The 15,429-nt window shown below is 49.6% G+C and carries 12 protein-coding genes; 9 read left to right on the forward strand and 3 right to left on the reverse strand.

What is annotated here, in order from left to right; translation table 11 throughout:
* Positions 1–88 precede the first annotated feature (88 nt).
* Complete coding sequence (locus ACZ5EJ_RS05370; RefSeq protein ID WP_074455596.1) at positions 89–721, reverse strand: ubiquinone biosynthesis accessory factor UbiJ; 633 nt, start codon at positions 719–721, stop codon at positions 89–91.
* Between the two features lie 88 nt (positions 722–809).
* Positions 810–1,241, reverse strand: a complete 432-nt coding sequence (locus tag ACZ5EJ_RS05375; RefSeq protein WP_011634241.1) for a hypothetical protein — start codon at positions 1,239–1,241, stop codon at positions 810–812.
* 225 nt (positions 1,242–1,466) lie between these two features.
* Here ACZ5EJ_RS05375 and ACZ5EJ_RS05380 point away from each other — a divergent pair, with 225 nt between their 5' ends.
* The 8 genes from ACZ5EJ_RS05380 to ACZ5EJ_RS05415 all read left to right on the forward strand — a co-directional run bounded on the left by ACZ5EJ_RS05380 (position 1,467) and on the right by ACZ5EJ_RS05415 (position 12,425).
* Positions 1,467–3,602, forward strand: a complete 2,136-nt coding sequence (locus ACZ5EJ_RS05380; protein WP_464557634.1) for a chemotaxis protein CheW — start codon at positions 1,467–1,469, stop codon at positions 3,600–3,602.
* Positions 3,603–3,673: 71 nt separating this feature from the next.
* Positions 3,674–4,195 (forward strand): chemotaxis protein CheW, encoded by a 522-nt coding sequence (locus ACZ5EJ_RS05385; protein ID WP_011634243.1) that lies wholly within the window; start codon positions 3,674–3,676, stop codon positions 4,193–4,195.
* A gap of 86 nt (positions 4,196–4,281) precedes the next feature.
* Positions 4,282–6,537, forward strand: coding sequence for a methyl-accepting chemotaxis protein (locus ACZ5EJ_RS05390; protein WP_464557636.1), 2,256 nt, complete (start codon positions 4,282–4,284; stop codon positions 6,535–6,537).
* Between the two features lie 140 nt (positions 6,538–6,677).
* Entirely contained in the window at positions 6,678–9,023 is a 2,346-nt protein-coding gene (locus ACZ5EJ_RS05395; RefSeq protein ID WP_011634245.1) for a methyl-accepting chemotaxis protein, read from the forward strand.
* Positions 9,024–9,210: 187 nt separating this feature from the next.
* Entirely contained in the window at positions 9,211–10,086 is an 876-nt protein-coding gene (locus ACZ5EJ_RS05400) for a CheR family methyltransferase (RefSeq protein ID WP_011634246.1), read from the forward strand.
* A gap of 79 nt (positions 10,087–10,165) precedes the next feature.
* Positions 10,166–10,750, forward strand: coding sequence for a chemoreceptor glutamine deamidase CheD (gene cheD, locus ACZ5EJ_RS05405; protein ID WP_464557638.1), 585 nt, complete (start codon positions 10,166–10,168; stop codon positions 10,748–10,750).
* A gap of 30 nt (positions 10,751–10,780) precedes the next feature.
* Positions 10,781–11,848: a protein-glutamate methylesterase/protein-glutamine glutaminase gene (locus ACZ5EJ_RS05410; protein ID WP_011634248.1), complete on the forward strand. Its 1,068-nt coding sequence runs from the start codon at positions 10,781–10,783 to the stop codon at positions 11,846–11,848.
* A 166-nt stretch (positions 11,849–12,014) separates the two neighbouring features.
* Positions 12,015–12,425 (forward strand): MAPEG family protein, encoded by a 411-nt coding sequence (locus tag ACZ5EJ_RS05415; RefSeq protein ID WP_074684507.1) that lies wholly within the window; start codon positions 12,015–12,017, stop codon positions 12,423–12,425.
* 191 nt (positions 12,426–12,616) lie between these two features.
* Here ACZ5EJ_RS05415 and ACZ5EJ_RS05420 read toward each other — a convergent pair whose 3' ends face one another.
* Positions 12,617–14,137 (reverse strand): FAD-dependent oxidoreductase, encoded by a 1,521-nt coding sequence (locus ACZ5EJ_RS05420; RefSeq protein WP_464557640.1) that lies wholly within the window; start codon positions 14,135–14,137, stop codon positions 12,617–12,619.
* 261 nt (positions 14,138–14,398) lie between these two features.
* Here ACZ5EJ_RS05420 and ACZ5EJ_RS05425 point away from each other — a divergent pair, with 261 nt between their 5' ends.
* Positions 14,399–15,403: a class 1 fructose-bisphosphatase gene (locus ACZ5EJ_RS05425; protein WP_011634251.1), complete on the forward strand. Its 1,005-nt coding sequence runs from the start codon at positions 14,399–14,401 to the stop codon at positions 15,401–15,403.
* The last annotated feature ends 26 nt before the right edge of the window (positions 15,404–15,429 follow it).

A 15,429-nucleotide genomic window follows, 5' to 3' on the forward strand; every position in this document is an offset into this window, starting at 1 on the left:
AAGTGATTGGTGGTTCAATAAAGTTACCAGCAAGCAGGGCCGGTGGTATCTGCACGGATTGCAGAGGCGAGTTGTGAGCGGCTTCCGATCATTGGTCGGTCCGGGACGAATTTTCTACAGCCTGTAAGAGCGGTGAAATCAGCGTATCAATTCGTTCTTCAAGTTGCGCAACCCGTTGTTGCAGTAATGCAACCTCGGAGCCGGTCTGGCAAAATCGTGAGTGGCTTGCCGTTATCGGCCGTTCCTCAGTAATGAATTCTCCCAGCGCCCGCGATAGATTACGAATGCTTCCCAGCTGCCAGCGTACCAGTTCCTGTCCGGTCAAAGTCACGCGGCGGGCAAACACATCTCCAATGGCAGAGCTCAGATTTTCCTCAATTTCAGCCTGAAAAATCTTGCCCATGTACAGCAAAATATTTGCCAGCGCCGGATCGCCACAGACAGTAATCTTACGGAACGCATCAATATCACCGGAAGCAAGGCGGGGCGTAAGTTCGACTGGTACGTTGAGGATCACTTTGGCGTGCTCATCTTCGGTTGCCATCCTGAAATGACCATCCTGTGTAATCGTAACATACAGACAAATCAGGGATCCGATACGGAAACATACAGTTTCATTTACATGAGATTGTAATTGCTGCCGTACCTGGTTCGATTTATCAGCCAGGCGATTCAGGCAGATAATCAGGGGGGTGGTCAGTATCGAAGATTGTGTGATCATTACCGGGAACAGGTTGTCAACATGCTAACTGCCCGCGCAAGGTGGGCTCGCATGTCACCGCATGCTCAGGAACGCATCCGGCGATTCGTCAATTACCCAGATTATAGCGTGATTCCGTAGGTGAGCAGTCGGTTGCATGATTATTACCCAACCGGTTGACGATGACCTCGGACAGGGAGAGCTGATCTTGCAGGGCAAGTTCGGAAAGAATCTCCCATGCATGATGCGTCACACTGATGGTTTTATGCGGCTCTGTATATCTCTGTCTTTTTTCTTTGTGATCTTTGTGCATGCTGATCACTTTCCTAATTTCCATCCACTGGGCTTCATTCAACCATTTCTGACACCACGTATTGAAATGGATCGGATCAGCCCTGGCTGCAAGGTATTCCTGTTTTGCTGCGCTGTGCTGAGGTTTTGTTGTGCCAAACCACTCAGAATCTTTACTTAACTGACTGTCAATAAAAGTAGTGGCTACTTTTCTGTCTTGTTGTCGGATTATGTAGGGGTAATCTGTCATTTTTACTTTTGATTATCTTGTTGCGTGAATTTCAGAAATATAAGCAATGCTTTACAGATGAGGATATTACAAGGGAATAAAGCCTGATTCAATGCTGTTGTTGTATGCAATTGCTGCTTATCAATCTGCAGAACAGGTGGAAATGAAAGCAGTTTATACGTTTGTTCGAAACTACTGGCTTGTTTTGCTGCGGTAAGCTGTTGCAAATTTCAGACAGGAGTCCTCATGAGTACTGATCTCGAACAGTTTTATCAGATATTTTTTGAAGAAGCGGGTGAGTTGCTGGCAGAGATGGAAACACGTCTACTTAAACTGGATATTTTGTCGCCCAATCCGGAAGATTTGAACGCGATATTTCGTGTGGCGCATTCCATCAAGGGCGGAGCGGGAACATTCGGGTTTACCGATATGACAGGACTTACGCATGTGCTTGAATCGCTACTCGACAAATTGCGTAAGGATGAACTCAAGTTACGCGCTGAAATGGTGGATACCTTTCTGCGTGCTGGGGATGTATTAAAAAATCAACTGGATGGGCACCGGGGCACTGGTTCCGCCGATCCGGCAGAAGTGGATGCCGTCAACCGCAAACTGAAAGAGTTGGTAGCAGATACGGTTAGCAATAGCGCAACGTCCGCACCCGAATCGGTAGAGGAATCAGCCCCCCATACAGTGAACACTGCTGAACAGGCCCCAGTGTCTGCTGAATCAGCATCCGTTGCAGGAAATGTCACCACTTACCGGATTGAATTTGGTTGTGCTGATCTTGGCAAGTCAGTAATGGAGAAGCTGTTAATTGATCTGGCGCGGCAGGGGCAGCTGAAAAACCTGAGTGATCCGGATAACGAAGCAATATGCATATTGCAGCTTGCCACGACTGACAGTGAGGAAGATGTCTGGGAGGCACTGGCGTTTCTGGTTGATCCCGCCAATTTATCTATCAAAATAGATAAAAGCGCATTACCTGCTGCAGATGTTCCCGGAGCAACACTGGAATGCCGACAGGAGCAGCAGACGGTTGAGACTGTATCAGAACAACAAGATATGCAGCTTAGTGAAGCTGTATCCTCTCCAACTGCTGCTAATTCAGCCACTCAGAAAACCCAACTGCCTGCCAAAAAAGCAGTAGCCCCACCGCAACATAAGCCATCCGCTGATCACGCTGGATCCGTTAGCGGTGAATCTTCTTCCATCCGCGTTGGTGTTGAGAAAGTGGATCAAATGATCAATCTGGTGGGAGAGTTGGTTATCACCCAGGCCATGCTGGCGCAAACTGCGAGCCAGATCGATCCGGTTATTTTTGAAAAACTGCTCAATGGCCTGAATCAGCTCGAACGAAATACTCGTGATCTGCAGGAAGCCGTCATGTCGATTCGTATGATGCCCATCAGTTTTGTATTCAGTCGTTTTCCCCGGGTGGTAAGAGATGTAGCCTCCAAGCTTGGCAAGCAGGTCGATCTCAAAACCCTGGGTGAAGGTACCGAGCTGGATAAAGGATTGATTGAAAAAATCACTGATCCGTTGACCCATCTGATCCGTAACAGCCTGGATCACGGTATCGAAACACCAGAAAAAAGAAAAGCGCTGGGTAAACCTGCTCACGGCACGATCACACTGCGTGCATCGCACCAGGGCGGCAGTGTTGTTATAGAGGTGATAGATGACGGCGCAGGGCTTAACCGGGAAAAAATTCTGGATAAGGCTCGCAGCCGGGGGTTGGCGATCAGCGAGAACATGACCGATCAGGATGTCTGGATGCTGATTTTTGAAGCTGGTTTTTCCACGGCAGAAGTTGTGACAGATGTTTCCGGTCGGGGTGTGGGTATGGATGTCGTCAAACGCAATATTGAGGGTCTTGGTGGCCGGGTTGAAATTGACTCAATAACCGGGCAAAGAACGAAGATTTCAATTCGTTTGCCGCTGACGCTCGCTATCCTGGACGGATTATCGGTATCGGTAGGGGATCAGCTGTTTATTATCCCGCTGACCTATATCACCGAATCACTCAAACCGGCTGCAGAAGATATCCGCACCATACGAGGCCAGGGTCGGGTGGTGGAGGTGCGCGGCGAGTACCTGCCGGTGATTGCTCTGCATGAAATTTTCGGCCTGGAACCGGAAGTGCATGAGATCCATGAAGGCATTCTGGTCATCCTTGATGCTGAAGGAAACAAGGCCGCCATGTTTGTCGATACGCTGGTTGGGCAACACCAGGTGGTGATCAAAAGTCTGGAAAGCAATTATCGTCGCGTACAGGGCGTTTCAGGCGCAACCATCATGGGTGATGGTAGTGTTGCTCTGATACTGGATGCTGTGGGGCTGGTCAATGTCACGAAGCAGAGAATGATCCATGCAGCGTAATAAATTGATCAAACCTCTGTGGGAGAAGCCGTTAGAGCCGATACCTATTGCACATTACTGAGGAGCAAACCATGTTGTTGACACAAGCCACGGCTACTACCACTGCTGCAGGCGAATCACCTGACTCGATCCGGGATCTTTCATGCAGTGAATTTCTGATATTCCGGCTGGGAAAAGAGGAATACGGTATCGAGATTCTGAAAGTCCAGGAAATTCGCGGGTATGACGCCATTACCCGTATCGCCAACGCACCCGAATTTATCAAGGGCGTTATCAATCTGCGCGGCGTGATCGTGCCGATCGTTGATATGCGCATCAAATTCAATCTGGGCGCAGCCCATTATGACCAGTTCACTGTGGTGATTATCCTGAATTTGTCCGGGCGAATTATCGGCATCGTGGTGGATGGCGTATCCGATGTGATCAACCTGGATACAGAGAATTTGCGCCCTACCCCAGAATTCGGCGGAGTAATCGATACCGAATACATCATCGGACTTGGCACTATGGAAGAGCGCATGTTGATTCTGGTGGATATCGAAAAATTAATGAGCAGTTCGGAAATGGGTCTGCTGGAACCGGCAGGCAAATAGCTTTGTGAATAGTCGCGTGTATTAGTGGCTATGGCGATGAGCACAGTATTTTAAAAGTTAAGTTACTTTATTTATCGGGAGCAAAAATGTTGCAGAACATGACGATTAAATCACGGCTGATTTTTGTGATTGGCCTGCTGTCTCTGTTGCTGATCAGTGTGGGGGCAGTCGGGCTGTATGGCTTAAATCAATCCAAAGCACAGCTGGAAACGATTTATCAGGACCGGGTGGTGGTGCTTGGTCATTTTTCAGAAATCCTGGACAAACTGCAACAAGTACGTATGCATGCGTTACTGGCTGGCAACTCGCGTGATACTGCTGTTGCCAGGCAACGAGCAGGACAGGTGATTGAAGAAGATTCCGGCATCAGTGATCTCTGGCAAAAATTCAGCCAGACCTATCTGATTCCGGAAGAACAATCGCTGGCCAATCGCTTCACCGAGCAATGGAGGGCTTATCAGGCTGCACGCAATCAGACGCTTAATCATGCTGTTAATGGTAATTTTGATGCGGCAATGGAGAATACCCTTCAGGACGCCGGCCCCAAATATGAATCAGTGCACGACACACTGATGCAGTTAATCGAGCTGCAGGAAAATGTCACCGCGCAGGAGTATGAACAGCTGCAGGCGAATTCTTCCAAAATGATTATGACCATGTTCCTGCTGGCGACACTGGGAATCCTGTTAGCCGGCGTAATCGGTTTTGTGCTGATTCGTACTATCAGCCGTTCTATCGATCAGGCCGTGCAAGTAGCAGATGGTATTGCCAACGGTCATCTGGATCAGCATATCGAAGTGACCGGCCATGATGAAATTTCCGTGTTGCTGAAATCGATGCGCAAGATGGTGGGAGTACTGAATAGCTTTGTAGCTGCTCAGCAAAAAATGCAACAACAGCATGAAGCCGGTGCAATTAGCTACCGGATTCCTGCCGGTAAATTTCCGGGTAGCTACGGTGAAATTGCCAGTGCAGTCAATGATCTGGTGGCGGGACATATTGCCGTCAAGATGCGAGTGGTGGAAGTTGTTTCACGTTACGCGCAGGGTGATCTGTCAGTAGATATGGATCGATTACCTGGTGAAAAGGCAAAAGTGACTGAGGCGGTAGACAAGGTTAAAGCCAGCCTGCAAGCGGTTAATATCGAAATCAGGAATCTGGTGGAAGGTGCAGTGGCAGGTGATTTCTCCCGTCGTGGCCATGCAGATAAATATCAATATGAGTTCCAGAGCATGGTGAACAATCTGAACCGGTTGATGCAGACTTGTGAAACCAGCCTGGAGGACGTTATTCGGATTATGGATGCCCTGGCAGATGGCGATCTGACCCAGAAAATTACCCGTGAGTACCAGGGTATGTTCGCTCGCATGAAGGATGATTCGAATGTCACCGTGGGACAGTTGGCAAGCATTGTCAGGCAGATCAAGGAAGCCGCCGGACTGATCACCACCGCTTCGAAAGAGATTGCTGACGGTAACACGGATCTTTCGCAGCGTACTGAAGAGCAGGCCGCCAATCTGGAAGAAACTGCCGCCAGCATGGAAGAGTTGACCTCAACCGTCAGGCAGAATGCGGACAATGCTCGCCAGGCTAACCAGCTCGCTGCTTCTGCATCGGATGTGGCAATGAAGGGAGGCAAAGTTGTTGGTGAAGTGGTGCAGACCATGAGTGCGATTAACGATAGTTCCAAGAAGATTGTCGACATTATTAGCGTGATCGACGGCATTGCTTTTCAGACTAATATTCTGGCGCTGAATGCAGCGGTGGAAGCCGCCCGTGCCGGCGAACAGGGACGCGGATTTGCGGTAGTCGCGACCGAAGTGCGCACACTGGCACAGCGCTCAGCAGCGGCTGCCAGGGAAATCAAGGATCTGATCAGTAATTCGGTGCACAAGGTTGAGGATGGTACCCAACTGGTGGATCAGGCTGGTAAAACAATGGAAGAAGTGGTGCTGTCAGTTAAGCGTGTAACTGACATCATGGGTGAAATTTCGGCCGCTTCCCAGGAACAGAGCCAGGGGATCGAACAAGTGAATCAGGCGATTACACAGATGGATGAAATCACCCAGCAAAATGCCGCACTGGTGGAACAGGCAGCAGCAGCTTCTGAATCCATGCGTGAGCAGGCAGAGCAATTATCACGTGCTGTGGCTGTATTCAAACTGGAGCAGGGATTTTCATCCAGTCATGCAGGTAATGCCCCATTGACTGAGCGACGCAGCCCGAACCGGGCAACTAACGTTGAGCGGTTACCACAAGCCAAAAATCAGCGAAAAACGGCTACTGCAAGTCCTGCCGCCCCAGCCTCAACTGGCACGGATGGTGATTGGGAAGAATTTTGAAATGGGGAACAAAACGTCTGTCTTTATAAACACAAAGGTGAGAAGCGACCTCTTCCTGCCGCATTGTATTCGCAGTCGTGATGACAGTGATGAATCTGTAATGCTGCATGAATAAAACAACCTTTTGAGGAAGCACGATCATGAGAGTCAATCTGCCGGTTACCAACGTTGAACACGAAATGCGGGATGGCGAATTCCTTGTTTCCAGGACCACGCCCAAGGGAGTGATTACCTATATCAATGAACCGTTCGTCAGGATGAGCGGCTTTACTGAGCAGGAGCTGATTGGGCAGGCGCACAATATTATTCGCCATCCGGATATGCCGCCGGAGGCGTTTGTCGATTTCTGGGACATGCTCAAACAGGGCAGGCCATGGAGTGGTATGGTCAAGAACCGAAATCAAGATGGCGGTTATTACTGGGTCTTTGCCAACGCCACGCCTGTCAAAGAGCATGGCAAGGTGACCGGCCATATGTCGGTACGCAGTAAGCCCTCACGTGATCAGATTCAGGCCGCCGAGACACTGTATCGTCAAATGCGTGAAGGCACAGCAAAAGTACGGATTGTTGCTGGAAAAGTCATTGCCGATACTCCCCTGGGATGGCTACGTGAAAAATTTCGCCATCTCAGCCTGAAGACCCGGATTATCGGAGCCGGTATCGTGCCACTGCTAGTGATGGCAGGATCGGCCTGGTTGATGATGCAAGATCAATTCAGTCTGGCTTTTGCCGGAATGGGGCTGAGCGCCTGCCTGGCGGTCGGGATGGGGATGTGGTTGTATCACTGCATTCGCCAGCCGCTGGATACCATGATTCATCATCTGGAAAAGATGGCGCAGGGGGATTACACCACCCAAATCACGATTGAGCGGGATGATGAAATCGGGAAGCTGACTGAAGCGCTTAAATCCATGCAAATTCGTGCAGGAATCGATTTCACCGAAACCAAGCGGATGAATGTTGAAAATTTGCGCGTACGTAATGCGCTGGATATTGCTACTTCTGCAATCATGATTGCCAATAACAGTGGGATGATCATTTTCATGAACCGGATGGTGCGGGAAATCCTTGCCAAAGAGGAGGATGAAGCGGAAGTGCGCAAATCCCTGCAAAGCCGATTGAAAGCTCTGGCCAGTCAGCAGCAGATTGATAACGTCAGGATCGGAGAGCGGACGTATTCACTGGTATTGATGCCAGTTACCAGTGAATCCGGAGAACGAGTGGGTTCAGTAGTTGAGTGGCGTGATCGTACTCAGGAGTTAACGATTGAAAGGGAGATTATGGATATCGTTCAGGCAGGTGTGGCAGGGGATTTCAGCAAACGCCTGACCTTGATCGGCAAGGAGGGATTCTTCAGGCAACTGGCCGAAGGTATCAACCGGCTGATGGAAAGTACCTCCCAGGGATTGGATGAATTGGCATCTATATTGGAAGCCATGGCGGAAGGCGATTTGACCCAGAAAATTACCCGTGATTATCAGGGAATGCTGGGCAGATTGAAGGATGATTCGAATTCAACCGTCACTCAACTGACCGGCATTGTCGCCCAGATCAAGGAGGCGGTCGGTCTGATTGGCACCGCATCGAAAGAAATTGCCGATGGCAACACGGATCTTTCGCAGCGAACCGAGCAACAAGCCGCCAATCTGGAGAAGACAGCCGCCAGCATGGATGAATTGACTTCAACCGTGAAGCAGAATGCGAGCAATGCACACCAGGCCAACCAGCTTGCTGCCTCTGCTTCCAGTGTGGCGGTGAAGGGAGGACAGGTTGTCAGTGAAGTGGTGCAGACCATGAGCGAGATCAACGACAGTTCGAAGAAGATTGTTGACATCATCAGTGTGATCGATGGTATCGCTTTCCAGACCAATATTCTGGCGCTGAATGCAGCGGTGGAAGCCGCTCGTGCTGGCGAGCAGGGACGGGGGTTTGCGGTAGTTGCGACTGAAGTGCGCACGCTGGCGCAACGTTCAGCGGCTGCAGCCAAGGAAATCAAGGAGCTGATCAATAACTCGGTACTTAAGGTAGAAGATGGTACTCAGCAGGTGGATCAGGCTGGCAAGACGATGGAAGAAATCGTGCAATCGGTCAAACACGTGACTGACATCATGGGCGAGATTTCAGCCGCTTCTCAGGAGCAGAGTCAGGGTATCGAACAAGTGAATCAGGCAATTTCACAGATGGATGAAATCACGCAACAGAATGCGGCGCTGGTGGAACAGGCGGCGGCAGCTTCCGAATCGATGCGTGAGCAGGCGGAACAGTTATCGCGCGCTGTGGCTGTATTCAAACTAGAACAGAGCTCTTTATCCAGTCAGGCAAGTAATCAGCCATTCGTTGAACGACGTGGCCCTAACCGTGCAACCAACGTTGAGCGGCTATCTCGGATCAAAAAACCTCAGGCCGGAAACCAGAAAAAAGTGGCTGCCCAGGGCCATATTGCATCGATACCCACCGGCACGGGCGGGGAATGGGAAGAGTTCTGAAATAGAACACAACGCCCGTCTTGGCGAATATGAAGGTGAGGAAGCAATCTCCCTCCCGCTGTCTTTGCGAGGCGAATGGCTGAAACAATCTAGTAGCAAGGGGATAAGGGCACTGGAACACTACTGGCCGCATTGTATTCGCAGTCGCGATGACAAAATCACTTCGCAATGATAAGGGAAGAAAGAAATGATGCATGAACACAAAGCACCGTCTTTGCGAGCGCCGCAGCCCAGTGAACATAATTCACGCGAATATGCATTCTCTGCACGCGATTTCGAATGTATAAAGAAAATGATTTATGCGCGTGCTGGCATTGCGCTGGCCGAGAATCGTCAGGAGATGGTCTATACCCGTTTGTCGCGACGTTTGCGTGCAACCGGCCTGAAAAACTTCAGTGATTACCTGGAACAACTGGAAAGAGACAGCGAGGACGTGGAATGGGAATCCTTCGTTAATGCGCTGACAACCAATCTGACTGCTTTTTTTCGGGAAACACATCATTTTCCAATATTGGCTGAGCATGTCAAAACGCGGCAACCCGGACAGACCGTAAAGCTCTGGTGCAGTGCAGCTTCCACTGGGGAGGAGGCTTATTCGATGGCCATGACGATGGTGGAAACCTTTGGTTCCCTGAAGCCCCCCGTGCGTATCCTCGCCACCGATATTGATACCGAGGTGCTGGCTGCCGCACGTGAAGGTGTTTATTCTCTGGACAGGCTGGAATCCATGTCACCTGAAAGAATCAGGCGGTTCTTTCTCAAGGGCAAGAACCATACTTCCGGATATGCCCGGGTCAGGCAGGAATTGCGCGACATGATTACTTTCAGACAGCTCAATCTGCTGGATGCCAGGTGGCCTATGCACGGGCCATTCAATGCAATTTTCTGTCGTAATGTCATGATTTATTTCGACAAGCCGACGCAATACCAGATTTTGCAGAAATTTGTGCCTTTACTGAATCGTGATGGATTGCTGTTCATGGGCCATTCGGAGGTATTTCAACACGCTTCTGATCTGATCAAACTCATTGATAGAACTGTCTACAAGCCGGTTATCAAATAACAACAGAGCGGAGCTAGGGGTATGCATATCTTTGCAGCAAAAACAGATCCGATGAATTGCCACGCAACCCTATCCTGCCATGGTTGATCCTCAGTTTGCTTCAAATTTCTATTTTGATCAGCGTTTAAATATTGATGCGGTCAAGCTGTTACCCGGGGAGTACTTTGTAACCACCCGAGAGATGGTGTTGAGTACAGTACTGGGTTCCTGTGTTTCTGCTTGTATCTATGACCAGCAGAGCAGGATAGGTGGCATGAATCATTTTATGCTGCCAAGCAGTGAAAATAGCAGCGGATTCCCAATTGAATGTGCACGTTTTGGCGGTTATGCAATGGGTATCCTGATTCGGGAATTGCTTAAAAATGGTGCGCGCAAACAAAATCTGGTTGCCAAGGTATTTGGTGGTGGCAATGTTCAACCGGTCATGGTTACTTCGGCGATTGGCTCACAAAACGCCAGATTTGTAAAAAAATATCTGGCCGAGTACGAGATTCCCATTCTGGCGGGAGATCTGGAGGGGTTTTATCCACGCAAACTGCATTTTTTTCCCAAAAGTGGCCGGGTATTACTAAAGAAACTGCACGTATCGCATAACGATACCATTGCCAAGCGTGAGAAACATTACAGCCGGTTACTGCTATCCACAGTAAAACCGGGAATATAGACGAATTCTCCTGAATATTGAGGGGTACCCATGAAAAAAATCAGTGTGCTTGTTATCGATGATTCTGCCTTGATTCGTAAATTACTGGCCGAGATCATCAATAGCCAATCGGATATGGAAGTAATCGGGGCAGCACCGGATCCACTGGTAGCGCGTGAAATGATCCGGACATTGAATCCGGATGTGCTGACATTGGATGTGGAAATGCCCAAAATGGACGGGCTGGAATTTCTGGAAAAACTGATGCGGTTGCGGCCCATGCCGGTAGTGATGGTTTCTACGTTGACCGAATGTGGCTCGGAAACGACTTTCCGCGCACTTGAACTAGGCGCAATCGATTTTGTTGCCAAGCCCAAAATGGATATTCGCCATGGCCTCGAAGCTTATGGTAGCGAGATTGCCAGCAAAATTCGCATTGCCAGCACAGCACGTATCCGTCGCCTGGAGCCTGGCGCTGCTGCGAGTGGTAGAGCTTTACAGATTCCGCGCCATCATAGTATCTCAACCGAAAAGCTGATTATTATCGGTGCATCTACGGGCGGTACCGAAGCCATCAAGGATGTGCTGATTCATTTTCCGCCGGATTGTCCAGGTATTCTGATTGCCCAGCACATGCCGGAAGGATTTACCCGTTCTTTCGCTGAACGGCTGGATCGGCTCTGCAGAATCCGGGTAACGGAATCCGAAGGAGGGGAGCGTGTTTTACCGGGCCATGCCTATATTGCGCCGGGCCATTCTCATCTCCTGCTGAAAAAGAGTGGAGCCAATTATATTACCGAGCTGAGTCAGGCAGATCCGGTCAACCGCCATCGCCCATCCGTGGATGTACTGTTTCAGTCTGCTGCACAGTGCGCTGGGAAGAATGCGGTTGGTGTGATTCTGACAGGCATGGGCAAGGATGGTGCAGTAGGAATGCTAGCAATGCATCATGCAGGTGCCTATAACCTGGCACAGGATGAAGCCAGTTGCGTGGTGTTCGGTATGCCCCGGGAAGCAATTGCTGTTGGTGCGACTGATGAAGTGGTGCCCTTGCAGGATATGGCCTCACACATCCTGGCAAAACTGACTGGTACAGTCAGGCAAGCTGTTCGTATCTGATGTTATTCAAGGTGTTTAGCTAAAAGAAAGTTTTTTATTTGTTTATACTAGCTCACCGAAACGTACATACAAGATAATCAATAGTAAGCCAATTACATTGCGCTCCAGCCCCTTACCAACGAGCGTTAGGCCACTTCTTACAACACGCCGAAACTGGGAACCATAAATGCTTCAAACCCTGATAGCCCCCATGGCAGCACACGTCGCACTCGCAGCTACCCTCTACTTTCTTCTTACTATTGCGCGGGCTCCGGTCGTATGGGGAATCGGCCGTGGTGCTGATGGCAGCAACCCTTGGGCAGCCTTGGAGCCTCGTATCAGCGCCAATTTGTCCAGCCAGTTTGAGTGGCCTGTTTTCTTTCATGTTGCTTGCTTGATATTTTTTCAAATACAGCCGGACCTTATTGCTGTTGTACTTGCATGGATCTTTGTTGGTGGCAGAGTGTTACACAGTGCTGTCCAAATCTTCACCCGCAATATTCGGCTCAGAGGCATCGTATTTACGGTCAACTTCATTGCCGTTCTCGGCCTCTGGCTCGTTGCCGTTCTGACTGTTGGCAACGGGTCGGTGATCTAACAACTCATTCCAGCCATGATGATCAGCGTAGTATTCCTTATACTTATTTTCAATAAATTCAGTGAACCCTTGCTCCAGTGACCAGTGGGGGAAAATGCATCCCCATGACTACCAGCTGAGTAGTGAGCAGAAAAGACAGAAATAATTTAACTCTGACTAACATGGAATGGTGCAGTGGCCGAAGTATCTGGCTATGCGTTTGCTGCTGCAAATTCCAGAATCTGTTTATCACGCCCGATCCCGGCAACTGCAATGGTTATTCCATTTTTCTGATAACGCACCAGACAGTCACGAGCGGCTATATCACCGTCGATTTCAATCGCATCCCATGATTGGGCATGGCCAGCGTAATTGATAGTCAGGTCGTAATGTACGCTCCAGAAAAATGGCACGTCCTGAAATTTTTTGTTGGCACCCAGTAGATTTTCAGCTACCACTTGCCCTTGTCGTTCTGCTACCACCCAATGTTCGATACGTAACGCCTGACCGCTTGCTTTATCGCGCCAGCGGGCCACATCACCTGCAGCATAAATTTCCGGCACGTTGGTTTGCAGATACTCGTCCACCAGGATACCTTTGTCAACGTTGAGGCCGGCTGATTCAGCTAGTGTGGTACGTGGTCGCACACCCACACCAAGAATAACGAGTTCGGCAGTCAGCTTGTCTCCATTACTTAATGTCACTGATTCAGGTTCAATGGTCGTCAGAGATGTTTCCGTGTGAAATGTCACACCGTGTGCTTCATGCAGGCTGCGGATGAAATTACCCAGCTCGGAACCCAGTACATTTTGCAGCGGACTCTGATCGAGTGACACGACATGCACGGCGAGCCCGCGTGCGCGCAAAGCGGCGGCCACTTCCAGACCAATGAATCCTGAGCCAAGTACTACGACTGTCCTGGCGTTTTTTGCATATTCAATGATGCGACGGCTATCGGAAAAAGAACGCAGGGTAAATACATGTGCGCCGTCCTGACCGGGAATGGGTAGCCGGATGGGCTCCGCTCCGGTGGCCAGGACAAGACGATCGAATGAAATACTGCGATCATCTTTTGTAGTTATCTGATGGTTGGCGGTATCGATATGTTGCACTACGGTACCGAGTTGCAGATCAATGTGATTGTCTTTATAGAAGTCATCGGGTCGCAAAGGCATCCATTCTTCAGGCGCCGTACCGGCCAGATAATCTTTGGACAAATTAGGACGGTCACAAGGTGCGTCGGTATCCTCACTTAGTATAGTGAGGTGCCCCTGATAGCCGCGTCGTCGCAACATTTCAGCACAGGCAAATCCTGCTGCACCACCTCCCACAATGACAATGTTTTTAGGTTGATCAGCTGCTGCAATTATCGGTTCGGGTTGTGGTGCAGGAGAGATTATATTACGAACAAAAATACGCTCCCCATCGCGCTCGACTTTCCAGCAAGGCAGTGGATCAAAAGCAGGTGCACCGAGTGCCTCGCCGCTACGCAGTGAAAAACAAGCGTGATGCCAAGGGCAACGTATTGTTGCACCGACAACCAGACCTTCTTCCAAAGGGCCACCGTAATGCGTGCAATGGGCGCCAATTGCCATGATTTCATTACCAGTACGTACCAGTATTATGGATTCATCTCCGACCTGACCGCGCAATAGCTGTTGATCACCAAAATCAGCCAAGGTAATCCCTTGGGTCAGATCGAATCCCATGTTTTCTGTTGTATCTGAAGACATCACAAGCCTCCTTTTAAAAGTGTGGATGTAAAACAACTCAGACAAGTATGGCACATGAGATCTAACAGGTAAAAAGGCGGATCGGAAAAAATCGAAGAGTAGGGCTGAATATTGCTGGTAATTTAGGATTTCAGATCCCAGATCTTTACTGGTAAACAGTAATTTTAAAGAACGAGGATTGGTAACCATTTTTTCACACACTCGTCCATGTTGCCAAACCAGTATAATTAATGCTTTTTTAATTTCTCAAGAGGAATTCCGATGCATACCGGTACTACCCTTACCCAATTTATCATTGAAGATCAGCGCCACATTGCGGGTGCAAGCGGTGATTTCACCGCGCTACTGAACGATATCGTGACCGCCATCAAGACCATTTCCAACGCGGTAAACAAAGGTGCACTGATTGGTGTCATGGGGGCGCTGGATACGGAAAATGTCCAGGGTGAAACACAAAAGAAGCTGGATGTGATCACCAACGAAATTATGATTCGCCATAATGAATGGGCCGGTCATCTGGCAGGTATGGCTTCGGAAGAAATGGACGATGTTTATTTGATCCCGAACCGGTATCCACTTGGCAAGTATCTGCTGGTATTCGATCCGTTGGATGGCTCTAGCAACGTTGATATCAATATTTCGGTTGGGACCATTTTCTCGATTCTGCGCGCACCGGTACCCGGACAGGCTGCCAGTATGGAAGATTTTTTACAGCCTGGCACCAAGCAAGTCTGTGCCGGCTATGCCTTGTATGGTTCTTCCACCATGCTGGTGCTGACTACGGGTCATGGTGTCAACGGCTTTACACTGGATCGCGATATCGGTGAATTTGTGCTGACCCATCCAGGCATGAAGATTCCTGCTGACACCAGGGAATTTGCTATTAACGCATCTAATCAGCGCTTCTGGGAGGAACCGGTGCAGCGGTACGTATCAGAATGCCTGGCAGGCAGTACTGGCCCGCGCAATCGTGATTTTAATATGCGTTGGGTGGCTTCGATGGTGGCGGAAGTGCATCGTATTCTTACCCGTGGTGGCATTTTTATGTATCCGCGCGACACCAAGGATCCAAGCAAGCCTGGCCGATTACGCCTGATGTATGAAGCCAGCCCGATGAGTTTTATCGTTGAGCAGGCAGGTGGTTTGTCTACAACCGGCTACGAACGCATTCTGGATATCTCGCCAGAGAATTTGCACCAGCGCGTGCCCGTGATTCTGGGATCAAAGAACGAAGTTGAGGTGGTGCTGGGATATCACAAAGCCTGACAACACCTGATCGCCCGGGGGAAGCC

It is taken from the genome of Nitrosomonas sp. TNE100, assembly GCF_055387135.1.